Raw genomic sequence first — 25,581 nt, forward strand, 5'->3', positions numbered from 1 at the left:
TCATTGCTTTGTAGCAAAATGAATGAAATTACTCACACTGTGCACCTTTTTTGTAAGTGATTAAATGAAGGTGGTTTATATAAGCTATAAAAATGGCAGTCTCAATTATCACTAATATATGGGCATTATTCATCAAGTTGTACAATGCCTAATGATATACAGAGGTAGTATAAATTGTCATTGTGACCCTCTACTAAAGCCAGTAGAATACGCTCATGCTAAATTTAACCCCCCGTTATACCAGCACTCGCATCGACGAGTTGCCCACCGCGCTGCAACCATTTGCCGCTCAATCATTCACGCTTGCCCGTCTGTATGCAGGGCGAGGTATCACTGCGCCTGATGAGCTGGAGACTAGCTTAGCAGGTCTATTGCCTGCTGAGGCCTTGCACGGTGTCACAGAAGCCGTGCGCTTATTAGATGTGGCCATTGATGAGCGTCAGCGTATCTTGATCGTTGGTGATTTTGACTGTGATGGTGCCACCAGTACAGCCTTAATGATGCGCGCGCTCACAAAGATGGGTGCGGTCGTTGATTTCCTAGTACCAGATCGTTTTAAGTACGGTTATGGCCTGACGCCAGAGATTGTCGAGTTAGGTATTGAGACTTTTCAGCCAGATATGATAGTGACGGTTGATAATGGTATCTCAAGTCACGAAGGGGTGGCACGCGCCCAAGCTGATGGTATCACGGTGATTATCACCGACCATCATCTCACGACCAAAGAGACGCCACCTGCGGAAGCGGTGGTCAATCCCAACCAGCTAGGTTGTGACTTTGCTAGTAAGGCATTGGTCGGAGTTGGAGTCGCATTTTATGTGCTCGGACGCTTAGCAAAGCTACGCCGCGAAGCTGGCAAGTCTACGGTACAGGTGAGCCAATATTTAGATTTGGTCGCACTTGGGACGATTGCAGATGTTGGGGTACTGGATAAAAACAACCGTATCTTGGTACATCACGGATTGTCAGCTATTCGTCAAGGCCGCTGCTGTATGGGGATATTGGCATTGCTTGAGCAAGCGGGCCGCGATCCCAAGCAGCTTCATGCTCAGGATTTTGGTTTTGTATTAGGCCCACGTATCAATGCAGCTGGGCGCATGGACAATATGCGCATTGGTATCGAATGCTTATTAACCGAAGACTGGAGCACCGCACAACGTTTGGCACAAGAGCTTGAGCAGTTGAACCGTACGCGTCGTCATGTAGAGGGTGAGATGCGTGCGCAAGCTGATAGTATCGTACAAGCACTGGCTAATGAAGATAATAGCGATGAGAGTGTGAGTAGTGATAGCGATAACAATGTGAGTAGCAATGACACAATTACTCAAGCTGTTTCTACTGCTAAAGCAAACAATACAGGCGCTCGTAGTATTATTCTATACCAAGATGACTGGCATCAAGGAGTCATTGGCATTGTCGCTGGTCGCTTAAAAGAAAGCCATTATTTACCCAGCATCGTTTTTGCACCAGCAGACACTGAACAAACAGATGAAGATAGCGCCATTAAAGGTTCTGCACGTTCTATCGCTGGCGTACATATTCGTGATGCAATTGAACAAGTTGCTGAGCGTTATCCAGACTTAATCAGTCACTTCGGCGGGCATGCGATGGCAGCAGGCTTAACACTCAAGCGCCGTAACTTTGAGGCATTTGTCACCGCTTTTAATGAAGTGATGGCTCAGATGGATGATGAGGTATTTGCAGAGCAAAAATTCACCGATGGACCTTTGCAAGCAAGCGATTTTAGCTTATGGTTTGCTGAGCATTTAGCCGATGCCAGTATCTGGGGTCATGGGTTTGCACCCCCAATATTTGATGGTGTGTTTGAGGTACTGAGCTTTAAGATTTTAAAAGACAAACATCTTAAGTTATCGCTGCGTTATCCAGACGTTCAATATCCGATAGAGGCAATTTGCTTTAACTTCGATAATGAGGCGTGGGATTACCGTGCTAAGCAAGTCCATTTGTTATTTCAGCTAGACATCAATGAATGGAATGGCAAACAAAGCTTACAGCTGATGGTCAAAGATTTGGCTGTGGTAGAGCAGGGGTAAAATGACAATGTTAAATCAATAATACCAACGCGCTCAAATATGGACGCGTTGGCATTATTGACGCTCAATTAGTTTAGGGCGTGTTTTCAATTCACCCGATAGTCATCTAAATGGGCTAAAAATGGCTAAATCTTGCCAAACATCGTCAAATAGCTGGTTGATATCCCGATATTATCTGCGCTATTTTTCTTGTTTGATGGCAATTTATCTCATTTCTATCACTGTCTTTGAAATGAAGACACGCCCTAGTATCAGTATTTCCACTCTAATGTGGGGAACTGCCAATCGTAACGAATAGCTAGCATCCGCAAAGTAAAAATCGTACTCATCGTAGAGATGTCAGCTACCCAATCTGTCACGCCTAAATTCTTTAGAGCAAAGTACAGAACCCCACCTGTCAACGCTGCGGTGATATAAATCTCTTGCTGTAGTACCAATGGAATCTCATTGCAAATCATATCGCGAATGATGCCACCAACCACGATGGTAATCACACCTAACAATAGTGCTACAGGCACATTGGCACCCATACTATCAGCGACTTTGATACCGATCAGCGTAAATGCTGACAAGCCAATGGTGTCAGATAGTTTGAGGAATTTATCCACTCGTCTGGAGTTTGGATGAAAAAATATCTGCATCGCTAGCGATGAAATCGTAATGAGGGTCAGATAGCTCATATCTACCATCCAAAATAACGGATGGCGATCCAGAATGACATCACGTACCGTACCGCCACCGATAGCAGTGACAATAGACACGAGCAGACAGCCGAAGACGTCAAAGTTTTTGTGCTTGGCAAGTATCGTGCCTGAGACGCTACAGGCGATGATGCCAATCATATCAAAGAAATATATCAAAGAGCGCGGGTCAAAAGTAGTGATCAGTACGGTAGGGTCCAATACGATAGCCAACATGGGCAGTTCTCACTATTTTCAATTATTGTCAGTCAAACAAAGGCTATCTAAGTAGAGTTTTGCTCAATTAATCAGTTTACGAGTCGAATAGAAGGCAGATGCCAGTCGAATCTGAGCGCGAGCATACGAACTGCAAAGATCACAAACAGCATAATAAATTCGTTGAGACTGGCACCGACTCCGAAATACTGTAAGCATAAATAAGTCACAGACCCTGCGATACTGGCAGTAATATAAATCTCACGCTGTAGTACTAGCGGAATCTCATTACAAATGATATCACGTAGCAAACCACCGATAATGGCAGTCCAGACGCCCATCATAATAGCAATGAGGGGAGACATGTCTAGGGTTAAGGCCACCTTAAAACCAATGACACTAAAAGCGGCCAAACCAATGGCATCAAAGAGCTTTAACGCATTATCAATCTTATGATAAAGATGAAAGAAGATTTGTAAAATAAGAGAGGTCACCGTGATAACGATCACGTAATTAAGATCAGTCATCCAAAATAGAGGATGACGGTCGAGAGCCATATCACGCAATGTTCCACCGCCGATGGCATTGACCATCGCCACTAGAATACACCCAGCGATATCAAAGCCTTTATGCTGCGCAAGCAAAGTCCCTGCAATCGCGCAGGCAACAATGCCAACCATGTCCAATAAATATAATAGAATATCAGGAAAAATCAAAGCATTACCCATGGTTATATTGCCAAATCGAGATCATCAAAGTGATAGGTGTTTTTTAGGTGGCTATTCAATGCATAAATTTGACGAAAGAGGTGTAGTGTTACAGTGCCATTTAGCCATCTTTTGCAAATAATATCAGTCCTACAATAATCAGCCCTATACCGACCAGTCCCATCGCCGAAGGTATGGCGTTATCTAACAATAATATACCCCCAATTAAAGCAAAGATAACTTCACTGGCTTGGGTTGAGTCGACGCCTGCAACCTCGCTTGAAGTAACAGCTTGCTCGCGCGCATACAAAAATATAGTGGTCGCTGCCACGCCTGCTAATAGGGCAACGAGCAACGTATTGATTATTTGTGAGGGGTGGGGCTGGTCAGGGCGCACTATAATGCCCAAAAACAGCCAAAATGGCAAACACCCGAGAGTCATTAGCCACACTTTGTTAAAGGCATTTTGCAGTAGTGTGGTTTCGATAGAAGGAATGCGAGCAATTAAGTTTTGTAGGGATGAGGTTGCCGCAGTGTTGTTACTTTGAAGTACGCTATCGAGATCGGTAGTATCATATGTCGTAGTTGGTAAATCATAAGCTTCGGATATGAGCGGTTCACTCTGATCGTTAATATCAATACCAATACCAACACTAGTGCTAGCTCGTTGAGCGTTCAACTCTGCGGCCTTCTGTAGTTCAGTATTGCGCTTGCGGGCATTGTGAGAAGCCTGCCAAACCAGCTGGTTACCAATTGGGTAACTAAAAGCGGCGATAAGAGCAGGTAGCGCACCGTACAGCAGCATGTCAGACATGGGGACGGTGTCAGTTATAGAAGCAGCATGCAGACCTTCGCTGATATTGACGAGCGCCACACCGATAAAGACAATGACAGCATATACGATAAATTTTTTATCAAAACGTTGACCAAATGCCAATAGCACAAGCAGACTGGTGACGACGGTAAACATAAAGGTAGCCGCTACCACCCATCCCGCAACATGATCTGCGGCATAGCAAATACCGGTGTAAAACAGTCCAAACCCAATACTGCCAGTAATGCACCAAAAGCTCCAATGCTGTAGAAAAATCCTCATTAGCGCTTTAATACGACCAAAGCCATGTTGCATCGCAATAATGGCAGTAATAATCAACAGCATAAAGACATAGCGTAGACTCGCTGACCAAAACCAATGTCCACCTGCGCTACTCATAAGCTCATTTAAGATAAATGTTGAGCTAAAAAACGCACCTGCTAGCAAGCCCAATAAAATGAGTTTGATCATACCGTTACCTTATCCAGGGCGCTCTACGTATTCACACTTTCTGTTTGTTACTTGCTGATAGTTACTTGCCTTTGGCATCTGCCCAAATGATCTTATGCAATTGTAGCTGAAAGCGAACTGGCAAGGCATCAGCCAACATCCATTCTGCTAGCTCGCGCGCCAATACAGGTACTTCAGGGCTAAGCTGTTCATCGACATCATCTGCGACATTAAACATCGGAGAGAACCACACCGTACCGACCAATTCGTTTAGCTTATACTCGGTCAATTTAGCTTTTGCCCAATCGTAATCTGTACGATTCATAATGACAAACTTGATTTGATCGTGCTGAGTGAGATGGTCGAGGTTTGACCATAGATTTTTATCGACCTCACCTGAGCTTGGCGTTTTGAGATCCATTACCTTACTGACTGCTGCTGGCACGTTTTCTACCGTGAGCGCGCCTGCGGTCTCAAGGGATATCTCATACCCATCGCTCAGCAAACGTTTCATCAATTCAATGGCATTTGGCTGTGCTAATGGTTCACCGCCCGTCAGACAGATGCGCTTGCACGGATAACCCTTGATGGTTTCTATGATGGTTTCTAATGATTGACGTTCGCCGCCAGTAAAAGCATATTCAGTATCACAATAGACGCAGCGCAGCGGACAGCCCGTTAGACGCACAAATATCGTCGGCAAGCCTGAGGTGATTGCCTCACCTTGTAGGGAATAAAAAATCTCAGTCAGACGCAACCCTGCTTCAGGGTCAGTGACAGGGATAGCGGCGGTGCGTAATGATGATTCACTCATAATATTTCAAATACAGTTAAAGGTCGATAAGGCGATGAAGCGCTTATCAATCGTAATAAAAAGGCAGGGAATGGTACGAATGATTTTGTGTTTGTATAAAGACAAACTAAAAGAGGATTATAACGTAACGCGTTATATTAAGCTGCAAAAAAGATGCTGGAGTCATCCTCCAGCATCTTCATATAAAACAATATTCTTCAATAAACAAGGGTACGTGCCAAATATTTAGGCTAAGCGTAATAGCTCGTTTACTGATGTTTTTGCACGAGTTTGCGCGTCAACTTTTTTCACGATGATAGCAGCATACAAGCTGTGCGTGCCATCTTCTGACGGTAAGCTACCTGGTACAACAACAGAACCTGCTGGTACACGGCCACGATGAATCTCGCCAGTCTCGCGATCATAGATGCGCGTCGATTGACCGATGTAGACACCCATAGAGATGACAGCGCCTTCTTCAACGATAACGCCTTCGACGATTTCAGAGCGCGCACCGATGAAGCAGTTGTCTTCAATGATAGTAGGGTTTGCTTGCAATGGCTCTAATACACCACCGATGCCAACGCCGCCTGATAAATGCACGTTTTTACCGATTTGAGCACATGAACCAACAGTCGCCCATGTATCAACCATTGCGCCTTGATCGACATAGGCGCCGATGTTGACGTATGACGGCATCAATACTGCGCCTGCTGCGATGAATGAACCTCTACGAGCAACAGCTGGTGGTACAACGCGTACGCCTGCTTCTTTAAACTGTGCTTCAGTCCAGTTAGCAAATTTAGTCGGTACTTTGTCATAGAACTGTACGTGTTCGCCAGCAGCTTGGACGTAGTTGTCGTTTAGACGGAAAGACAATAGTACGGCTTTTTTGGCCCACTGATTGACAACCCATTCGCCATCTTTCTTTTCTGCTACGCGCAGGCTACCGTTATCTAGTTGCTCAAGTACTTGGTTGATAGCATCGCGCACGTCTTGTGGCATATTGGCTGGGCTGTATTCGTTGCGATTTTCAAATGCTTGTTCGATGGTTTGTTGTAATGACATAAAGGTTCCTAAAATGAATGAAAGGGAGGGTGATCTTAATGTTATGGTTAAAGACTTATATGACCCAGCCTAAAGAAAATTCAAAGTATGGCTTGGTCCAAAAACTTGCTTGCCGTATTGTCGCTAATTTGACCGCTTTTAGCAAACGCGTTGAGGGTCTTATTGTGACAATATTGAATGAGTTGTTTTCAGATACTCCCTCAAAACAACTCATTTATCATAATTTAATTGTCTGCCGTGTTGGTCTCTATCCACTCTAAAATATCTTGATAAACGGTCTGTTTATCCTTTTCGTGCAGCACTTCATGGCGCATATTAGGATACAGCTGAATATCGACATGACTGAAATGACGTTTGTCCAGACGCGTGACAACCCTACGTATACCGCGACCCATTTCACCAATCGGATCATCTTCACCGCTAATAAACAGCATCGGGAAGTTTTTGGCGATAGTGGTAGCCCAATTTTTATTCAGCCCAGTATCCATGAGCGTAAACAATGTCATAAAGCCATTATTGGTAAAGTCAAAACCAGTCTTAGGATCGGCTTCATAGGCTTCAATGTTTGCAGTATTTTCACTCAGCCAGGCAAACTGTGAGGACGAATTGCTATCAGATAGTTGGCTGTTCAGGACTTTATTCATTACCTTGGCAAAAACTGTATTCGGTTGTCTTGGGGCGACTCTGGCCAGTAGCTTGTTAATAGGTAGTAAAACCTTGGCCAGTGGGTTAGCGTCTGCGGAACCCATTAGGATGGCGCCTGTGAAATTATGCGCATGATGCTTGAGTACATTGCGCACGATAAACGACCCCATCGAGTGACCCATCACAAAATGCGGGACGTCTGGATGACGGTCTTTTAGGCTATCGGCCATGACTATCACGTCTTTCAAAAGCGACTGTACCGGATGCTCTTCACCAAAAAACCCAAGATCGGCTTCAGTCTTGATAGTCTGTCCATGACCCAAATGGTCATAAGTCGCCACAGCGATACCATTATCTGCCAAAAACTGTGCAAAATCGCTATAGCGCCCGCTGTGCTCTGCCATGCCATGCACAATCAATAAAGTCGCGCTAATCTCGACGTCTTTGCTACTTGGTTCAAAAAAGTCATGGTGCAAGTAGTGAATATTGTCAGAAGACAAAATGTGATCGTTACTGGTATCGATATTGGTACTCATGTAATGTTCCTTGATTACTTATAATTTTCATTAACGGTTTTGACGATATTTCTCAAATAATGAGTCAAGTAGCGCAATTTATCCTGCGGCTCTTATACTGTCCTATTGTACTGGGCGATGATAAATAATTTCACCTTATTTTATGATTTTAATTCAGTTATACAAAATATCATTCTACTAATAACGGTTGATGCAGTGACTATGGTTGAATATGTATAAGTCACATGAGTCACATAAGTCATTTACGCTCTTACTGTTTGCCCGCAACAGACTGGTCTTATTTATATGATACTTTTAAATGAGTTTTTAAAGTCATTTATATCAATCAACATTCCATCAAATATTAACAGCAACTAACCGCCTTGATAAAATCATCTATGACGAAATTTTCATCGAAAAAGACACTGCTATTGGCAGGCGCAGGTCATGCTCATATTGGCATGTTGCGCCAACTTAGCGCCGCGCGTTTAAAGGACGCCGATACGATAGAGGCAGACATTCATTTAATTAGTGAGCAACCGCAAACGATATATTCTGGCATGTTACCGGGTTGGATGGCAGGGCATTATCAGCTGCATGATATCAGTATCGATATCAAATCGCTTTGTGTGCGAGCAGGCGTGCGCTTTATTCAGCAATCGCTTGTACAAGTAAACGCAGCGTCAAACAAGGTGGTTACGACAGGCGATGAACAAACGGATTTTGACTATGATGTCTTGTCTCTAAATACGGGCGCAGATACAGATATGCGTTGGCTACCTGACCACAATGGCTACAACGAGCACAGAAGCGATAGTGACGATAACAATACTGGCGCTGCTAATACTGGCGTGATTGCCATACGACCATTATCAACATTTATCACCCAATGGCAGCGAATTCTAAAGGACGCTCAGCAGTCTGAAAAGTATCAATTGGCTATTATTGGGGCAGGTGCTGCAGCCATAGAGTTGGTGATGGCAGCCCAAGTCGCGCTACGGAACATCAATCGTAATCACCAAGTGACATTAGTATGCGGTGAGAATCTATTGTCAGGATTTAACTCAGACTTTCGACAACGGGTTGTTCAGCAGTTACATCGCCATGGTATTACGATAATTCGAGAACGAGCGACTGATTATCGCGATGGTAAATTATTGACTACGCATAAATCATTGCCCATAAATGCTGTCATCGCTGCGACTGGCGTCATAGGGTCGGCATGGACGGCTTCTACGGATTTGGAAATCGAAGGTGATGGGTTTGTCGCGGTAAACTATAAGCAACAGAGCGTCTCTCATCCTAACGTGTTTGCGGTTGGTGATGTGGCGACACGAATCGATAAATACGTGGCGCACTCGGGGGTTCATTCAGTGCATGGTGGTGCTGTCGAAGCCGATAATTTATTGGCCTATTTGAAAGATAGCATAATGAAGAGCTATCAGCCAAAGTCACGCACGCTATATCTGCTGTCTTGCGGTGATAAATACGCCATTGGTAGTTGGGGTAATGTAAACCTACAAGGTCGCTGGGTATGGCATCTCAAAAAGTATATTGATAAACGCTTCATAGAGGCGGATAAGGGTTAATGCTCATTTGGAATAAACCATAAAATCCATATGATTAGTTGTCAATGCTTATTGATAATCAGGTATGATTGATTAGATAAACCGTAAAATGAGAAAGTGGGTTTTACGTTGTAAATTTTTAAAATAAACAGTAAAAGCAATGCGCTATCTGTGTTTTCTAATCTTTAATGTCACGTTGCTATCCTTTTTTAGTTGTACTGCTAACAGGATTTTATACCACCATGAAATCAACTATCGAGTTACTTGAGCATACGGACTTTCCAGCGATAAAACGGCATCAATTGACAATATTGCAAGTCAATATGGGCTACTTATGCAATATGTCCTGTGTACATTGCCATGTGGCTGCTAGTCCTTATCGTACCGAGATGATGTCACGTGAGTTGGTTGAGCTGATACCGAAGGTATTACAAGCACAAAACATCGATACGCTTGATTTGACGGGCGGTGCGCCTGAAATGCATGAGGATTTTAAGTATTTGGTCACGGCCGCTCGGGCATTAGGTGTCAAAGTGATAGACCGCTGTAATCTGACTATCCTTATGGAAGAGGGTTATGAGGATATGGCGCAGTTTTTAGCAGACAACCAAGTTGAAGTAGTGGCGTCTTTGCCTTGTTATTCTTTAGAAAACGTGGATAAACAGCGCGGTAAAGGTGCGTTTGATGACAGTATATTGGGATTGAAAAAGCTCAATCAGTTGGGGTATGGCAAGTCTGATTCGAATTTAATATTAAACTTGGTTTTCAATCCGCAAGGTGCGACGCTACCACCCAATCAACAGCAGCTTGAAGCCGACTATAAGCGGGAGTTAAAGGCGCACTTTGATATTGAGTTTAACCATTTATTTGCTCTAACAAATATGCCGATTCAGCGTTTTGGTGCGGTGCTATTGGCAAAAGACCAGTTCCATCCGTATATGGATTTGCTCAAAGCTAATTATATGGCTGCCAATTTGGCCGAGGTCATGTGCCGTTCGACCATTAGTGTCAATTGGTTGGGTGAGCTGTTTGATTGTGATTTCAATCAGCAGTTAGAGATACCTGTCCCCAACAAGTCACGGCGACACCTAAATGATTTGTTAACGCAAAACCCCTCTGGTGATGACATTGCCATTGCTGACCACTGCTATGGTTGTACAGCAGGACAGGGCAGTAGTTGTGGCGGTGCGTTAGAAGAAGAGGCAGTAGAGCTAGTGCTAGTGGACACGCCTTAGCCGTTCTAATGCAAGTGATTTTAATACAAGCACTTTCAATATAAGCACTTTAAACATAGATTCTTTAAGCCTAAGCACTTTAAACATAGGTACTTTTAGTATAAATAAAAAATTTAAGTAAAAAACAATCAGTGTAAACGGAGTAAGTCCTATGTCAGTATTTAACTTTTCAGCGAAGACGTTTTTCGCCCAACCAGTGATTGCTACGACTATTTTATTAGCAAGCGTGGCTGCTCATGCTGACTTCAACCATCAGAGCTGGGATAGCTTACTAAGTAAGCATGTAACTATGACCAACGGTGGCAAAGCTTCAGTGGTCAATTATGCTGGTATGAAAGCAGATCAAAGTAAGCTGACAAGCTATCTAGAAGCGACAAGCAAGGTATCTCAATCAGAATTCAATCGTTGGAGTAAAAATGAGCAGTTGGCATTTTTAATCAACGTTTATAACGCTGGTACGGTTGATTTGGTATTGACGAAATATCCAAACGTCAAATCTATCAAAGACATCGGCGGACTGTTTGGGTCACCATGGAAGCAAGAGTTTGTTTCGGTACTCGGTAAGACGCGCTCACTTGATGATATCGAGCACAACCTCATTCGTGGTTCTAAACGCTACAACGATCCTCGCATTCACTTTGCGGTCAATTGTGCCAGTATTGGTTGCCCTGCATTGCAAGATGATGCCTTTACTGGTAAGCGTTTAGACAGTCAACTAGAGCAGGCAACGTCTAAGTTTTTAGCAGACAGTAGCCGTAACAGTCTTAAAGGCGATACGCTAAGAGTGTCACCGATTTTTAAGTGGTATAAAGAAGACTTTGCAACCAACTGGCGTGGCACCAAAGATTTAGCAGGGTTTTTGGGTCGTTATAACTCGTCACTAGGATTGAGTAAAGCTCAGACAGCAGAGCTAAAACAAGGCAAGATAAAAATAAGCTATACCGACTACAACTGGAATTTGAACAAAAAATAAGCCAGTTTTTAATCTTACTCGCTGATTCATGTGAAGGTGTATCCATTGAACCTATCAATTATTGTTCCTTTATTAAATGAAGCGAACAACTTGCCTGAGCTTATTGCTCATATTGTCCATCTCGATCCGGCACCGCAGCAAGTGATATTGGTCGATGGTGGTTCAGTGGATGGTTCGGTTGCTATCGCCAAAAGTGTGCTCAAAAGTACAGAGATTGCTCAATCAATCATTGATTGGCATATTATCGAATCTAGGGTAGGACGTGCTCAGCAAATGAATGCGGGCGCTGTGTTAGCAACAGGTGATGTACTGCTATTTTTACACGCTGATACCGAGCTGCCAGCTTGCGCGATAGATAACATTCAGCAGGCAATAGCTCAGTACGATTGGGGACGTTTTGATGTGCGCTTAGATAGTCATGAGCCATTGTTAAGCATCGTCGGATTAATGATAAATCAACGCTCGCGCTTAATGGATATAGCCACTGGTGATCAAGCAATATTTATCAAAAAGTCTTTGTTCGAGCAGATTGGTGGCTATCCTGATCAGCCACTGATGGAAGATATAGAACTGTGTAAACGGCTAAAGAAAATTTCTCGACCAGCTTGTCTAAAAAGCAAAGTCACGACCTCAGCTCGGCGTTGGCAGCAGCATGGTATATGGCGGACGATTTTCTTGATGTGGCAGTTGCGCTTTGATTATTGGCGCGGCGTATCGCCTAATGTTTTAAAGCAACGTTATTATAAGTAGTGAGATTGTTTGATTTATAAATATGATAGACAAAAGAAGAAAGAGCTCGTCCTTGTACATTTGACCAATTGAGAGACCGTTATAGTGACAGCTGATTTATCTGCAAGACAGCAAGATACCTGCATCATTCTGTTTGCAAAATATCCAGCGCGCAATAAGGCAAAAACCCGTTTGCAGCCAGCGCTAGGGGTAGATGGCGCTGCACGTATGGCAAGGCAACTATTACTGCATAGTATTGAGCAGACCATTGATACTGGTTTTTCCGTCGAGCTATGTGTGAGTCCAGCACCAACAGATCCATGTTGGCAGGCGCTTGATTTGCCTGACTCGTTGCGCTGGTCTACGCAGGCCAACGGTGATTTGGGTTTGCGTATGTTGATAGCCAGTCAGCGCGCATTGCAACATTTTGACAAGGTTGTGTTAATTGGTACGGACTGTCCTAGTCTTACGACAGCACGTATTCAGACATCGGTACAGCAGCTAAATCAACACGATGCGGTTATGATTCCAGCAACTGATGGTGGGTATGTGTTGTTAGGATTTAAACAAGTTAATGACAGCATGTTTTCGGACATTGTTTGGAGTACGGCTAGTGTAGCCGCTGTCACCAAGCAGCGCATGGCGGCATTAGACTGGACACTTGCACTATTTGACCCTTTGCACGATATTGATGAGCCTAAAGATCTAGTACATTTGCCGTCAGGCTGGCTAGATTCTTACATCAATATTAATATCAAAGTGGATAACTACTGATAACCGATAAGTGACAACTAGGTCGATAAACTCACTAATGTAGTTGCATATTCTAAGATGATTTACTAAGATTTTTCAATGGATGGCACATTCAATAAGGATATTGTTATGCATGACGTCGTGCAAAATTACTATGGCAAAGAGTTACAGAGTACCAATGATTTAAAGACCTCGGCTTGTTGTGATATCAGCAATATGCCTGAGTGGCTCAAGCCATTACTCGCAAATATTCATGATGAAGTATTGAATCGCTATTATGGCTGCGGTCTGGTATGTCCAGCACTGCTTGAAGGCTGTCGAATTTTAGACTTGGGCAGTGGCTCAGGCCGAGATGTCTATGCACTAGCACAATTGGTTGGCGAGAGTGGCCACGTAGTCGGTGTTGATATGACCGATGAGCAGTTAGCCGTTGCCAAACAGCATCAAGCCTATCATGTCGATAAGTTTGGCTATGATAATGTGACGTTTTTACATGGCTATATTGAAAAGCTAGATGAACTAGACCTTGAGGCTGATAGATTTGATATTATCGTCTCAAACTGCGTTATCAATTTATCACCAGATAAAGCCGCGGTCATGGCCAGTGTGCAGCGTTTGCTGAAACCTGGTGGAGAGTTTTATTTTTCTGACGTCTATGCCGATCGCCGTATACCGCAACACTTGATTGACGACCCAGTCTTATATGGAGAGTGTTTGAGCGGTGCGTTATATTGGAAGGATTTTAACCGTTTGTCACGAGATGCGGGATTCTTGGACGTACGTTTGGTTGAAGATCGCCCACTTGAGATTACAGATCCTGCTTTGGCGGCTAAAATTGGTGATATTCAGTTTTTCTCTGCGACTTATCGCTTATTTAAAATCGACTCGCTTGAGGATGCTTGCGAAGATCACGGACAAGCGGTGATATATAAAGGAACTATCGAGCAGTCCCCGCATCGGTTTGATTTAGATAAACATCATGCTATCGAAGCTGGTCGGGTATTCCCAGTATGTGGCAATACGTTTCGCATGCTGCAAGAATCACGCTTTGCGCCGCATTTTGAGTTTATCGGTGATTACAGTCGTCACTACGGTATTTTTGCAGGTTGCGGTGAGTTAATGCCATTTACTCAACCTATGGTGCTGGCAACTGGCTTGGGCGGTTGTTGCTGATATCAAAGTGATGTATTTAGTATAAATTTCGAATATACATGCTAAATTATAGAAAAGGCCATTATTTTAGTTAATGGCCTTTTTTGACTTGATTGAAGTCAGATTAAGACTAAACCGATTAGAAGTAGTCAGTTTAAGATGGAGAGTAAATATCAAGATTACGCTAGCAAGGCGGCCAGTCTAATCTTGGTATGCTCGTCCATCGCATCTATAGGTGTGACTAGCGCTTGTGCGAGGGCATTGTGAGCGATTGAATCAGGTAGTTCGGCGGCAATCAAAGCCACGGCTTTCTGTATCACTTTTTGAGCATTGTCCGCATTTTTCATTAGGTTCTTTATCGCATAGTCGGCACTGACGGCTTCTTCCGTTGGATGCCAACAGTCGAAGTCTGTCACCAGAGCTAACGTGGCATAAGCAATACTGGCTTCACGTGCCAATTTGGCTTCTGGCATATTGGTCATGCCAATAACATCTGCCTGCATCTGACGATACCATTCTGACTCTGCCCGAGTTGAGAATTGAGGCCCTTCGATACAGACATAAGTCGCCTGTGGGTGACTAGTGCCTTCTGTAATATCCGCTTTGTCATAAGCGCGCGTCAAGAGTTCTGCTAGAGCAGGGCATAGTGGGTCAGCCATAGATACATGGGCGACGGCACCTTCACCGAAGAACGTACTCACTCGCTGCTTGGTCATATCAATCATTTGATCAGGCACGACCATATCTAATGGCTTAAGATGCGCTTGCAATGAGCCAACTGCTGATACGGAGACGATATAGCGTACCCCAAGCGTTTTTAGCGCATAGATATTGGCTCGATAAGGTACTTCGGACGGCGTCAGTCTATGTCCCTGACCATGCCTCGTCAAAAAAGCAACGGTCACTCCCTCAAGCTCACCTAAGACAATATCATCAGATGGACTGCCATAAGGCGTCTGTATCGTCACACTGCGTTTGTTGGTCAGTGATGACATTTGGTAGAGACCGCTGCCACCGATGATAGCAATATCAGCAGATAATGTTGCTAGTACTTCCGTGTGAGGTATTGTCATAAGGACTATCCGAATGGGTTAATAAAAGAGAGACACAGACTAGTGCCATGTAATATCCTGAACCAAAAAATAGCTCAGATAAAATATAGCAGAACTTTTGTCCTTATAGTTATAAATTGAGATAGTTATAAATAGAGAATTCTCATTAATTTGCTATATCTAAAGATTCCTAAGAAATAATGCGATATGACAATATTTTTCAGATATCGATAAAGGTTTACAATAGCGACAATTTTTGTTTTAATATTTATTAAATGAAACTTTGTTTCGCATAGCAAAACATACATATATATATTAGTACAATTGATGAATGACCTATATTTTCTCTAATAGCTTTAAATATAAGGTATTGAAAGAAAAATAGAAAGTAAGCTAAGGTTTATTTATTGACAGAATTGCTATATTATTACTCGTCTGTAACGTATTTATGTATAAATACGGATATTGTTAAACGTATAAAACCGATTACTTCAAGGATGAATTCAATGCTTAATTCTTTAAAATCCCCATTACTTTTGTCAGCTATGTTGAGTGCTGCGCTAGGTCTAACCGCATGCTCATCTCCAAGCTCAGAGGGCAGTGATACTGCATCTGCAGATAGCGCGGCAACGGATACTGCAGCAGATAAGCTTGATACTAAGTTTTTGACCATCGCTACTGGCGGTGCATCTGGCCCTTACAACATCATTGGTACTTCATTGTCTGAAGTCTATGTCAAAACCTTTGGCGTAAACTCAAAAACTCAAACCACTGGCGCATCAGTCGAAAACGTCAATCTATTGACCCAAGGCAAGGTCGACATGGTCTTGGCATTGAGTGATGTGGTTACGGATGCTGTCGAAGGTAAAAACAACTTTGAGCAGCCAATCACTAACATTCAACAGATTGCTGTTTTGTACCCTAACGTGGTGCAAATTGTGACCTCAAAAAAATCTGGTATCAAAAACATTGAAGATTTACGAGGCAAGCGCATTGCTGTAGGCGATCAAGGTTCTGGTACAGAAGTCAATGCTCGTACTTTACTGGAAGGGTTTGGTATCACCTATGATGATGTCACCGTTGATTATCTAGGCTTTGCTGAAGCTGCTGATGGTATGAAAGCAGGTAAGATCGAAGCGGCATTCTTTAGTAGTGGTCTACCAAACTCATCTTTGATGGAGTTAGAGCAAGGCTTAGATTTACAGATTGTCACTATCAACCAAGACAAGCTAAAAGAAATCATCGCGACCAAGCCTTACTTCAAAACCTTTGAGATTCCTGCTGGTACTTATGGCAACGAAACAGCCGTACCAACTGCAGCAATCATGAATGCATTATTGGTTAGCTCTGATCTATCTGAAGCGGATGGTTATAAACTAACCAAAGCATTGTTCGATAATTTAGATGGTCTAAAAACAGCTCACCAAGCGGCCAATGATATCAGTCTAGAAACCGCTCGTGATGGCATGGTAGCCCCAATCCATCCTGGAGCTAAAAAATACTATGACGAACAAGCAGCCAAGTAATTCATTATGGTTATCAACTGGCGCGGCATTTATTGCAGCGCTGGTTTTTTTTACGCTATGGTTAGGCTCTACGCTTCAGTCTGTCGTTGAAGTGCGAGTCGCAGGCGTAGACGGTGCTGATGATAAGGTTTGTTATTTCACTGAGCCTGATTTTCAGCTACGTTGGATACATTCTGTAGAAAAACAGTGGTGGGAAGAACAGTATCAACGCATAGACGGCAGCAGTACAGCAGGTGCGGAGCTGTTACTGACCACGACCTATTTTGAAGCGTTCGGTGCGGGAACACCCTCCACCGAAATGCTTGCTCCTATACAAAAGCCTGGCTATCTGGGTTATCAAATCAACGAAAAACTGCCTCGCCTTAATTGGGTCGTATCTAGACTGACCAAAGGTGAAATGGATTATGGTGGTCATCGTTTCTTGATTCACCAGTGGGTGCCAGACTATTCTGAAGTGGTGATCATGCCTAAGACGTATGATTTAATTGATAGATTTAAAAAGGACTTTTGTCATGAACTCCCAAGTGACGGATCAAGGTAGTGTGACTACCATGCCAGATGCTCAAGTTGATAACGATGCTGAGGCGGATGCGGTCAACCGAGCAGTATTGGAAAAATATGACCGAGAGTCAATCACGCGTCATATCACTCAAGGACCAGTGAAGTATTTTATCGCTGGCATTTGTATACTCTATTCACTGTTTCATTTATATATCACTTTTAATCCAATGCCGGCACTGTTACAGCGCTCTGTACACGTGGGTGTTGGTTTTGCATTGATATTCCTGATTTTTCCAGCCAGTAAAAAAAGCAGTCGTAAGCGAGTGGCATGGTATGACTGGATTTGGTTTGCCTTATCTCTATCTGGTATGGGCTATCTCATTTATGAGTATCAAGATATCGTTACCTCGCGTGGCGGTATGGCCAATCAGGTCGATGTGATATTTTCCTTGATTACGGTAGTCTGCGTACTAGAAGGCAGTCGCCGTATCACTGGTTGGATTTTGCCAATATTGGCAGGGATATTCTTGGCTTATCCATTTGTCAGTCATTTGGATTTTATGCCCGATAGGCTGCTGACTCGTCCTTATGATATGGGTGATATCTTTGGTCAATTATTCTTGAAAACAGAAGGTTTGTACTCTGTTGCGATTGGTGCCTCGGTTACCTTTATCTTTTTATTTATTCTCTTCGGTGCATTCTTAGCACGCTCGGGAATGGGGCAGTTATTTAATGATTTAGCATTGGCCATCGCTGGTCATAAAAAGGGCGGGCCTGCAAAAGTAGCAGTCATCTCTAGTGGTTTTATGGGTAGTATCAATGGCTCAGCTTTATCAAATGTGGTTAGTACAGGTGCCTTTACCATTCCGCTGATGAAAAAGGTCGGCTATCACAAAGATTTCGCAGGTGCAGTTGAAGCCAGTGCTTCGGTTGGTGGACAGATATTGCCTCCGATTATGGGTGCTAGTGCCTTTATTATGGCTGAGACAACAGGCTTGCCGTATAGCACGATTGCCTTAGCAGCATTATTACCAGCGATCTTGTACTATTTAGGCGTCATTGCGCAGGTGCATTTCCGTGCTGGACGTCGAGATCTAAAAGGTATTGCTAAAGAAAATTTACCAGCGGTCAAAGAAGTACTAAAAGCCCGCGGTCACATGTTATTGCCGATTGTCTTCTTGATTTTCTTATTAATCAGAAACGTACCTGTGGGATATGCAGCAGCTTATACCATTGGCTTCACCGTTGTGATCAGTATGCTACGTGCCGAAACGCGCATGAGCTTTTCTGATATTTTGGGTGCATTAGAAGATGGTGCGCGCCAGTCACTAGCGGTAATGGCTGCCTGTGCGGTCGTCGGTATTATCATTGGGGTTGTGAGTCTGACCAGTTTTGGTACGGTAATGACGTCCTCTATCGTCACGCTAGGCGCAGGATCACTATTCTTTACGCTTATCTTAACGATGTTGGCATCAATGGTTTTGGGCATGGGATTACCCTCTATTCCTGCCTATATCATTACGGCGACGATGGCTGCGCCAGCATTGGCCGGTTTTGATATTCCAATCTTGTCAGCGCACATGTTTGTTTTCTATTTTGGTATCTTTGCCAATATTACACCGCCTGTGTGTCTCGCAGCCTTTGCGGGTGCAGGTATATCCGGTGGTGATCCGATGAAAACAGGGTTCTTGTCCCTCAAGCTTGCCCTCGCGGGATTTATCGTGCCGTTTATGTTTATCTATAATCCAACGATGTTGATGATAGATCCAACTGGCCTAGCAGTCACGGCAAAAGATTTCCCGCTGCCACCTATTGTAGATATCATTACAGTAGTAGTGACTTCGGTGACAGGTGTTATTGCGCTGAGCTCAGCACTTGAAGGCTACTTTAGAGGCGGTATGAATACGGTGACTCGTGTCATCTTAGCTATTGGTGCTTTATTATTGATTTATCCTGAAATCACGACAGGTATTGCAGGTGGTATTATTGTCCTTGGTATTGCTGCATTCAATATAAAAACAGCTGGAAAGCCAACGCCTACTTTAACCGTGTAAAGCGTTAGGTTTAATCCTTTGACAATTTATTAAAGCTAAAAAAAGGGTGAATAACAAATCTGTTATTCACCCTTTTTAATATTCTTAAGAAATGTTTTAGCGACTGCTGTTCGCAACTACTTTCACATCACTTTATTACTAAATTAGCAGCCAAGTTTGCCTTCAGCTTCTAATGCTTTTTTGCTACGGATAGGTGCTGGGCAGTCTTCGCCATAGTACTGACGATCTGCAAAGTAGCTTGAGCGTACCATTGGGCCTGCCCAAATACTAAAGAAGCCGATTTTTTTGCCGTAGTCCATATAGCGTTGGAACTCATCTGGATGGACATAACGATCAACAGGGGCGTGGTTTTTACTAGGCTGTAGATACTGACCAATCGTGATCATATCTACATCATGAGCTTTTAGATCATCAAGTAGCGCATAGATCTCTTCTTCTGTCTCGCCAAGACCAACCATAAAGCCGCACTTGGTGGCGATATCAGGACGACGCTCTTTATAAATCTTAAGCAAATCTAGTGAATGCTGATAGTCAGAACCTGGACGGAAGGCTTTGTATAGACGTGGCACGGTTTCGATGTTGTGGTTAAACACATCTGGTGCAGTCTCTGTCAATAAATCCAATGCGATATCCATACGACCGCGGAAATCTGGTACTAGGATTTCAATCAAGCAGTTTGGGCTAAGTGCTCTTGACTCGTTTAGCACTTCTACAAAATGTCCCGCACCGCCGTCTTTTAAATCGTCGCGATCGACAGAGGTGATTACGGCATACTTAAGCTGTAGACCTTGAATCGTCTCAGCGGTATGACGCGGCTCATCCTTGTCTAGCTCATTAGGGCGACCGTGACCTACATCACAGAATGGGCAGCGACGCGTACAGATATCACCCATGATCATAAAGGTGGCTGTACCATCAGCGAAGCACTGCGGCAAGTTAGGGCAGGCTGCTTCTTCACAGACGGTATAAAGCTTTTGCTCACGCAAGGTTGCTTTGATACGAGCAACTTCAGCAGGCGAGGACATTTTTACCCGAATCCAATCAGGCTTTTTCTTTGCCTCGACAGTCGGGATCACTTTAATTGGGATACGGGCAACTTTGTCATAGCCACGCAGCTTTTCGCCTTGGATGGCTTTTTTTGGTTTGGCCTTAGCAGCAGGTACATGTGTTTGTACGGCAGTTGTCATAATGGAGTTATCTCTTAACCCTTTATATTATAAGGGTTTATGGAATTATCAGAATGTTTTATGAGTGCAGATATTATAGCAGAAATTTGGTCGTCAATTTTTAAACAATATTGTTAAGATTACTATGATTGCTCGGACGACCATAGTTTTAAATATCTATATCGATTTCCAACTCATTCAGTATATCTATGGCAGCACGAAACGCTTCTTGAGTAGCAGGTGCACCGCAGTACGGCAAGCTGTGCATGAGCACTTCTCTAATCTCAGCGACACTGGCCCCGTTGTTAATGGCACCGCGTATATGACCTTTCAACTCGTTTGGGCTTTTTTGGGCAATTAAAAAGGCAATAGTGATTAATGAGCGATACTTGCGTGGTAATACTGAGTCATCTTGCCAAGTGCTGCCCCAAGCGTGTTCGATAATCCAGTCTTGCAACGGTTGGGTAAATCCTGTGGCAGCATCAAGCGAGCGTTTGACATGCTGCTCACCCATGACCTCAGTGCGTACCTTGAGACCATTGTCATAGTTAGGATTGTTGTCCGTATTGCTATCAGTCATATCGTCGTCCTTAATATTTTTACCAAAATGTTTTTACCAAATCGACTACTAATCAATCGACTATTAATAAATCTAAGTTGCTACATTTCTTTAAGCTGAATTCTATCGAAGTTGTTTCTTACAAAATTGTATATCAGTCATATGGTGCCTGCTCAGTCATAAAGCAAGCGCTTATTGATAAGCGTAATCAGGCAAATGCCAGTTATAATGAGCGCTACAATCATATTATTGATGGCACTATTTTTATAATAAATGTTCAATATGGCCTTACAATGCGCCTTTTCAGGGCTGAGCCATTAACATTTAAAGCGTTTTAAGCTATGATTGCACGGATAATTATTTCATATAGTATATAGACGCAGGCAGTCATGCTGACTACCCACGTAATGTGCTACACCCCAACTGACGAGGACGACTATTGTGTTAGAAGCTTATCGTAAACATGTCGAAGAACGTGCTGAGCTAGGAACTGTACCCCTACCACTAAATGAAAAACAAGTAGTAGAGTTGGTTGAATTATTAAAGAACCCGCCTGCAGGCGAAGATGCGTTCTTGATGAACCTATTAGAAAACCGTATCCCTGCTGGTGTTGACCAAGCAGCATACGTTAAAGCGGCATTTTTGGCTGCTATCTTAAAGGGTGAAACATCATCACCACTTATCAGCAAGCAAAAAGCTGTTGAAATTCTAGGCACTATGCAAGGTGGCTACAATGTTCAGCCACTAGTTGCTGCACTAGATGATAGCGAAGTTGCACAAGACGCTGCTGAAGCACTAAAGAAAACTTTGCTAGTATTTGACGCGTTCAATGACGTGACTGAAAAAGCAGAAGCTGGCAACACTATTGCTAAAGAAGTGATTCAGTCTTGGGCTGACGCAGAATGGTTCTTGAACCGTGCTGAAGTACCAAAGAAAACCACTTACACGACGTTTAAAGTAACTGGCGAAACCAACACGGATGACTTGTCACCTGCGCAAGACGCATGGAGCCGTCCTGATATCCCATTGCATTCGCTAGCCATGCACAAAAACTCTCGCGACGGCATCAATGCTGACGAAGAGGGCGTTGTTGGCCCAATGAAGCAAATCGAAGCACTGAAAGAAAAAGGCCATCCGCTAGCCTATGTTGGTGATGTTGTTGGTACTGGTTCTAGCCGTAAGTCTGCAACCAACTCAGTATTGTGGTTGATGGGTGAAGATATCCCTAACGTGCCAAACAAACGTGGCGGCGGTCTAGTACTTGGTAACAATATCGCTCCTATCTTCTTCAACACGATGGAAGATTCTGGCGCATTGCCAATCGAAAAAGTGGCAGTCGATAACCTAAACATGGGTGATGTATTTGACATCTATCCGTACGAAGGCAAAATCACTAAACATGACTCTGATGAAGTACTATCAACGTTCTCACTAAACTCACCAACATTGCTTGATGAAGTTCGTGCTGGCGGCCGTATTCCATTAATCGTTGGTCGTGGTTTGACTAACCGTGCTCGTGAGTATATGGGTCTTGGTCATTCAGATATCTTTGCTAAGCCAGAAGAGCCAGCTGATACCGGTAAAGGCTTTACGCTTGCACAGAAAATGGTTGGTAAAGCGTGTGGTCTGTCAGGCGTACGTCCAGGTATGTACTGTGAGCCTAAGATGACGACTGTCGGCTCTCAGGATACGACTGGTCCAATGACGCGTGATGAGCTAAAAGACTTGGCATGTTTGGGTTTCCAAGCAGACCTAGTGATGCAGTCATTCTGTCATACTGCCGCTTATCCAAAGCCAGTTGACGTTGAAACTCAGCACACACTACCTGACTTTATCATGAACCGTGGCGGCGTAAGCTTACGTCCAGGTGATGGTATCATTCACTCATGGTTGAACCGTATGCTACTTCCAGATACCGTTGGTACTGGTGGTGACTCGCATACTCGTTTCCCAATGGGTATCTCGTTCCCAGCGGGTTCTGGTCTAGTTGCTTTCGCAGCGGCAACTGGTGTAATGCCACTTGATATGCCTGAATCTGTTCGTGTTCGTTTTGTTGGTGAGCGTCAAGCGGGTATCACCCTACGTGACCTAGTACATGCGATCCCTTACCAAGCAATCAAAGAAGGTTACTTGACGGTTGATAAGAAAGGTAAAATCAACGAGTTCAACGGCCGTATTCTTGAAATCGAAGGTCTAGAAGATTTGACCGCTGAGCAAGCGTTTGAATTGTCTGATGCCTCAGCTGAGCGTAGTGCTGCTGGTTGTACCATCACTTTATCTGAAGCGTCAGTGACTGAGTACCTAAACTCAAACATCACGCTGCTTAAGTGGATGATCTCAGAAGGCTATGGCGATGCACGTACGATCAGCCGCCGTGTTGAGCAAATGCAAGAGTGGTTGGCTAATCCAAGCCTCATGCGTGCTGATGATGATGCTGAATACGCGATCGACATCACTATCGATATGAGCGAAATCAAAGAGCCTATCCTGTGCTGCCCGAACGATCCAGATGATGCAAAAACTCTAGCAGACGTGGCTGGTGATACGATTGATGAAGTATTCATTGGTTCATGTATGACTAACATCGGTCACTTCCGTGCCGCTGGTAAATTGCTACAAGACGTACCAGCAGGTAGCCTGAAGACTCGTCTATGGATTGCACCACCTACTAAGATGGATGCACGTCAGTTGATGGAAGAAGGTTACTACAACATCTATGCACAAGCCGGCGCTCGTACTGAAATGCCAGGTTGTTCACTATGTATGGGTAACCAAGCACGTATCGCACCGAAATCTACTGCGGTATCGACCTCAACTCGTAACTTCCCGAACCGTCTAGGTCAAGGCGCTAACGTATACCTAGCTTCTGCAGAGCTTGCAGCAGTCGCAGCGGTACTTGGTAAACTGCCAACTAATGAGGAGTATCAGCAGTATGCTGGCATGCTAAACAGCATGGGTGATGAAGTCTATCAATACATGAACTTCGATCGTATGGAAGACTATACTGAAGAAGCAGACAAGATTAACGTTGCTCAGTTGACCTAGTCTTGAGTATACAAGCTTTTAAAATTAGAAGCTTTATACTAAAAACTTTATACGTAAGACAAAAAACCCCCGTATCGTCATGATGCGGGGTTTTTTATTAGAAATAAACACGTCATTGGTTGACGTCTATAGATAATATATAGTTGTAACCTGTCATTTGTTGGTTAATAATTAATAAAATTAACTTATTGCAGGGTAGTATATATGTCTAAAGCTGAAAAAAGTAAGGTGAAAATAGAGTGCATAGATGATGAAATAATAATTCCAGATATTATTAATGAATATCACTACAATTTTTTTTCTAGAAAGAACTATAAAGTTCCTATCTGTTTAAAATTCGTTAATATATTTTTACTATTTTTTGCTCTAGGTAGTATTTATCTTACACTAAAATTAATAAGTCTTAATATTTCTTATGTAGGTTTTACAATATTTATTATTATAGGATTTCTATGGCTTTTGAATGCTTTATATATTCAATGTATAGTTAATACTAGAATAGTTCTAAAATTTTATATGCTACTAGATCGTAATGATCTTGCGGAGTTTATAAATGAGATTAATAAGAGTGGAAAAATAGAAATAAAAGATTTTGTTATTAGGAATATAGGGCAAGCTATAAAAATAAAGACGGCTTTTAGCTCAATTTTAACAGTTGCAAACAAAATTTACGTTGAAAAGATTATAGATACTTGGCTGTCAAAGGTAGTTAGAAAAGAAGAGCAGTTACAATTTGCAGATAAAATTTCTGAGTGGAAAAGATTACAAGATCAATATAATTTGGGGAATAGTTTTAATATTAATAATTTCATATTTAGTCCTGATTCTAAGGCGAGAATTACGGGTTTGGTAGCGGTGTTATTCACAGTAACGGCTGCAATAATTATCAAAAATGGGGATGTTAATGTTTTTTATGAGCTTTTCTCGTATGAAGGCTTAAGATTATTTGCGGTAACAGCTATACTTGTAATTGAGTTGCTTTCTATTGCTTATATGATTATAGGCTTTGTTAAAGAAATAATTGATTATATAGATGACTGTTTTAACGATTTACTTGTACTTGACAAAAAGCCAAGTGATTTAAGAATTAGTAGATTTATCAGAAGACTGCTTTTGAGAGCTACTATAGAAAATAGAAAATAAGTGCTGGAAAACTAAAAAACTTTTAGTTTTATATTTTTAAATAATGAGCTTACTTTAAAAATAGCCAGTGGTATAAAAACCAACTGGCTTCTCCTAGCATCTTATGTATAGTTAAGTCTTTATAAAATCGATACAGCCCATATCATGAAACAGTTTAGGTAGATTATTCTCCATCCATCCTTG

General features: G+C 42.9%; 21 protein-coding genes. 12 read left to right on the forward strand and 9 right to left on the reverse strand.

Annotated features, from left to right (window positions below):
- The first annotated feature begins 215 nt into the window (after positions 1–215).
- Positions 216–2,054, forward strand: a complete 1,839-nt coding sequence (recJ, locus tag I3254_RS01930) for a single-stranded-DNA-specific exonuclease RecJ (protein WP_238050749.1) — start codon at positions 216–218, stop codon at positions 2,052–2,054.
- A 251-nt stretch (positions 2,055–2,305) separates the two neighbouring features.
- Here recJ and I3254_RS01935 read toward each other — a convergent pair whose 3' ends face one another.
- The 6 genes from I3254_RS01935 to I3254_RS01960 form a co-directional block, all read right to left on the reverse strand.
- Positions 2,306–2,971 (reverse strand): trimeric intracellular cation channel family protein, encoded by a 666-nt coding sequence (locus I3254_RS01935; RefSeq protein ID WP_057760888.1) that lies wholly within the window; start codon positions 2,969–2,971, stop codon positions 2,306–2,308.
- Positions 2,972–3,042: 71 nt separating this feature from the next.
- A complete protein-coding gene (locus I3254_RS01940) occupies positions 3,043–3,678 on the reverse strand; it encodes a trimeric intracellular cation channel family protein (protein WP_057760886.1) in 636 nt (211 codons plus the stop codon).
- A gap of 100 nt (positions 3,679–3,778) precedes the next feature.
- The gene (locus I3254_RS01945; RefSeq protein WP_238050751.1) at positions 3,779–4,942 is read right to left on the reverse strand and encodes a multidrug resistance efflux transporter family protein; all 1,164 of its coding nucleotides are present in this window, start codon (positions 4,940–4,942) and stop codon (positions 3,779–3,781) included.
- Positions 4,943–5,003: 61 nt separating this feature from the next.
- The gene (queE, locus tag I3254_RS01950; protein ID WP_238050753.1) at positions 5,004–5,735 is read right to left on the reverse strand and encodes a 7-carboxy-7-deazaguanine synthase QueE; all 732 of its coding nucleotides are present in this window, start codon (positions 5,733–5,735) and stop codon (positions 5,004–5,006) included.
- 225 nt (positions 5,736–5,960) lie between these two features.
- Entirely contained in the window at positions 5,961–6,782 is an 822-nt protein-coding gene (gene dapD / locus I3254_RS01955) for a 2,3,4,5-tetrahydropyridine-2,6-dicarboxylate N-succinyltransferase (protein ID WP_057760881.1), read from the reverse strand.
- Between the two features lie 224 nt (positions 6,783–7,006).
- The gene (locus I3254_RS01960; protein ID WP_238050755.1) at positions 7,007–7,963 is read right to left on the reverse strand and encodes an alpha/beta fold hydrolase; all 957 of its coding nucleotides are present in this window, start codon (positions 7,961–7,963) and stop codon (positions 7,007–7,009) included.
- A 377-nt stretch (positions 7,964–8,340) separates the two neighbouring features.
- On the opposite strand from I3254_RS01960, the gene I3254_RS01965 reads away from it, so the two are divergent.
- From I3254_RS01965 to I3254_RS01990, 6 genes are all read left to right on the forward strand, one after another.
- Positions 8,341–9,531, forward strand: a complete 1,191-nt coding sequence (locus I3254_RS01965) for an FAD-dependent oxidoreductase (protein WP_238050757.1) — start codon at positions 8,341–8,343, stop codon at positions 9,529–9,531.
- 221 nt (positions 9,532–9,752) lie between these two features.
- The gene (arsS, locus tag I3254_RS01970; protein ID WP_238050759.1) at positions 9,753–10,745 is read left to right on the forward strand and encodes an arsenosugar biosynthesis radical SAM (seleno)protein ArsS; all 993 of its coding nucleotides are present in this window, start codon (positions 9,753–9,755) and stop codon (positions 10,743–10,745) included.
- Between the two features lie 151 nt (positions 10,746–10,896).
- Positions 10,897–11,718, forward strand: a complete 822-nt coding sequence (locus tag I3254_RS01975) for a DUF547 domain-containing protein (protein WP_238050761.1) — start codon at positions 10,897–10,899, stop codon at positions 11,716–11,718.
- A 36-nt stretch (positions 11,719–11,754) separates the two neighbouring features.
- Positions 11,755–12,468, forward strand: a complete 714-nt coding sequence (locus I3254_RS01980; protein WP_238050773.1) for a TIGR04283 family arsenosugar biosynthesis glycosyltransferase — start codon at positions 11,755–11,757, stop codon at positions 12,466–12,468.
- An 84-nt stretch (positions 12,469–12,552) separates the two neighbouring features.
- Entirely contained in the window at positions 12,553–13,221 is a 669-nt protein-coding gene (locus I3254_RS01985) for a TIGR04282 family arsenosugar biosynthesis glycosyltransferase (protein WP_238050763.1), read from the forward strand.
- A 108-nt stretch (positions 13,222–13,329) separates the two neighbouring features.
- On the forward strand, positions 13,330–14,373 hold the full coding sequence (locus I3254_RS01990; protein ID WP_238050765.1) for a methyltransferase domain-containing protein: 1,044 nt from the start codon (positions 13,330–13,332) through the stop codon (positions 14,371–14,373).
- A 158-nt stretch (positions 14,374–14,531) separates the two neighbouring features.
- On the opposite strand, the gene mtnP is transcribed toward I3254_RS01990, so the two are convergent.
- Complete coding sequence (mtnP, locus tag I3254_RS01995) at positions 14,532–15,425, reverse strand: S-methyl-5'-thioadenosine phosphorylase (RefSeq protein ID WP_238050767.1); 894 nt, start codon at positions 15,423–15,425, stop codon at positions 14,532–14,534.
- Positions 15,426–15,910: 485 nt separating this feature from the next.
- On the opposite strand from mtnP, the gene I3254_RS02000 reads away from it, so the two are divergent.
- From I3254_RS02000 to I3254_RS02010, 3 genes are read left to right on the forward strand one after another with little or no spacing between them, the layout of a single operon-like run.
- Entirely contained in the window at positions 15,911–16,930 is a 1,020-nt protein-coding gene (locus tag I3254_RS02000) for a TAXI family TRAP transporter solute-binding subunit (protein ID WP_057760864.1), read from the forward strand.
- On the forward strand, positions 16,908–17,471 hold the full coding sequence (locus I3254_RS02005) for a DUF1850 domain-containing protein (protein WP_102092356.1): 564 nt from the start codon (positions 16,908–16,910) through the stop codon (positions 17,469–17,471). Before I3254_RS02000 ends, I3254_RS02005 begins: the two co-directional genes overlap by 23 nt.
- Before the next feature lie 10 nt (positions 17,472–17,481).
- Positions 17,482–19,485: a TRAP transporter permease gene (locus I3254_RS02010; RefSeq protein WP_238050775.1), complete on the forward strand. Its 2,004-nt coding sequence runs from the start codon at positions 17,482–17,484 to the stop codon at positions 19,483–19,485.
- Between the two features lie 143 nt (positions 19,486–19,628).
- On the opposite strand, the gene lipA is transcribed toward I3254_RS02010, so the two are convergent.
- Both lipA and I3254_RS02020 read right to left on the reverse strand, forming a co-directional pair.
- Positions 19,629–20,672 (reverse strand): lipoyl synthase, encoded by a 1,044-nt coding sequence (gene lipA / locus I3254_RS02015; protein ID WP_057760861.1) that lies wholly within the window; start codon positions 20,670–20,672, stop codon positions 19,629–19,631.
- A gap of 148 nt (positions 20,673–20,820) precedes the next feature.
- On the reverse strand, positions 20,821–21,231 hold the full coding sequence (locus I3254_RS02020) for a carboxymuconolactone decarboxylase family protein (RefSeq protein WP_057760859.1): 411 nt from the start codon (positions 21,229–21,231) through the stop codon (positions 20,821–20,823).
- 420 nt (positions 21,232–21,651) lie between these two features.
- Between I3254_RS02020 and acnB the strand changes: the two genes are divergently transcribed.
- Both acnB and I3254_RS02030 read left to right on the forward strand, forming a co-directional pair.
- Positions 21,652–24,255 (forward strand): bifunctional aconitate hydratase 2/2-methylisocitrate dehydratase, encoded by a 2,604-nt coding sequence (acnB, locus tag I3254_RS02025; protein WP_238050769.1) that lies wholly within the window; start codon positions 21,652–21,654, stop codon positions 24,253–24,255.
- A gap of 204 nt (positions 24,256–24,459) precedes the next feature.
- Complete coding sequence (locus tag I3254_RS02030; protein WP_238050771.1) at positions 24,460–25,398, forward strand: hypothetical protein; 939 nt, start codon at positions 24,460–24,462, stop codon at positions 25,396–25,398.
- Positions 25,399–25,581: the final 183 nt, after the last annotated feature.

Origin of the sequence: Psychrobacter sp. Ps2, assembly GCF_022129405.1 — a bacterium.
Lineage (GTDB): Bacteria > Pseudomonadota > Gammaproteobacteria > Pseudomonadales > Moraxellaceae > Psychrobacter.

Excerpts from the sequence above, each read along its gene's own strand:
- recJ (WP_238050749.1), top strand. The coding sequence starts at position 216 with ATGCTAAATTTAACCCCCCGTTATACCAGCACTCGCATCGACGAGTTG.
- I3254_RS01935 (WP_057760888.1), bottom strand. The coding sequence starts at position 2,971 with ATGTTGGCTATCGTATTGGACCCTACCGTACTGATCACTACTTTTGAC.
- I3254_RS01940 (WP_057760886.1), bottom strand. The coding sequence starts at position 3,678 with ATGGGTAATGCTTTGATTTTTCCTGATATTCTATTATATTTATTGGAC.
- I3254_RS01945 (WP_238050751.1), bottom strand. The coding sequence starts at position 4,942 with ATGATCAAACTCATTTTATTGGGCTTGCTAGCAGGTGCGTTTTTTAGC.
- queE (WP_238050753.1), bottom strand. The coding sequence starts at position 5,735 with ATGAGTGAATCATCATTACGCACCGCCGCTATCCCTGTCACTGACCCT.
- dapD (WP_057760881.1), bottom strand. The coding sequence starts at position 6,782 with ATGTCATTACAACAAACCATCGAACAAGCATTTGAAAATCGCAACGAA.
- I3254_RS01960 (WP_238050755.1), bottom strand. The coding sequence starts at position 7,963 with ATGAGTACCAATATCGATACCAGTAACGATCACATTTTGTCTTCTGAC.
- I3254_RS01965 (WP_238050757.1), top strand. The coding sequence starts at position 8,341 with ATGACGAAATTTTCATCGAAAAAGACACTGCTATTGGCAGGCGCAGGT.
- arsS (WP_238050759.1), top strand. The coding sequence starts at position 9,753 with ATGAAATCAACTATCGAGTTACTTGAGCATACGGACTTTCCAGCGATA.
- I3254_RS01975 (WP_238050761.1), top strand. The coding sequence starts at position 10,897 with ATGTCAGTATTTAACTTTTCAGCGAAGACGTTTTTCGCCCAACCAGTG.
- I3254_RS01990 (WP_238050765.1), top strand. The coding sequence starts at position 13,330 with ATGCATGACGTCGTGCAAAATTACTATGGCAAAGAGTTACAGAGTACC.
- mtnP (WP_238050767.1), bottom strand. The coding sequence starts at position 15,425 with ATGACAATACCTCACACGGAAGTACTAGCAACATTATCTGCTGATATT.
- I3254_RS02000 (WP_057760864.1), top strand. The coding sequence starts at position 15,911 with ATGCTTAATTCTTTAAAATCCCCATTACTTTTGTCAGCTATGTTGAGT.
- I3254_RS02005 (WP_102092356.1), top strand. The coding sequence starts at position 16,908 with ATGACGAACAAGCAGCCAAGTAATTCATTATGGTTATCAACTGGCGCG.
- I3254_RS02010 (WP_238050775.1), top strand. The coding sequence starts at position 17,482 with ATGCCAGATGCTCAAGTTGATAACGATGCTGAGGCGGATGCGGTCAAC.
- lipA (WP_057760861.1), bottom strand. The coding sequence starts at position 20,672 with ATGACAACTGCCGTACAAACACATGTACCTGCTGCTAAGGCCAAACCA.
- I3254_RS02020 (WP_057760859.1), bottom strand. The coding sequence starts at position 21,231 with ATGACTGATAGCAATACGGACAACAATCCTAACTATGACAATGGTCTC.
- I3254_RS02030 (WP_238050771.1), top strand. The coding sequence starts at position 24,460 with ATGTCTAAAGCTGAAAAAAGTAAGGTGAAAATAGAGTGCATAGATGAT.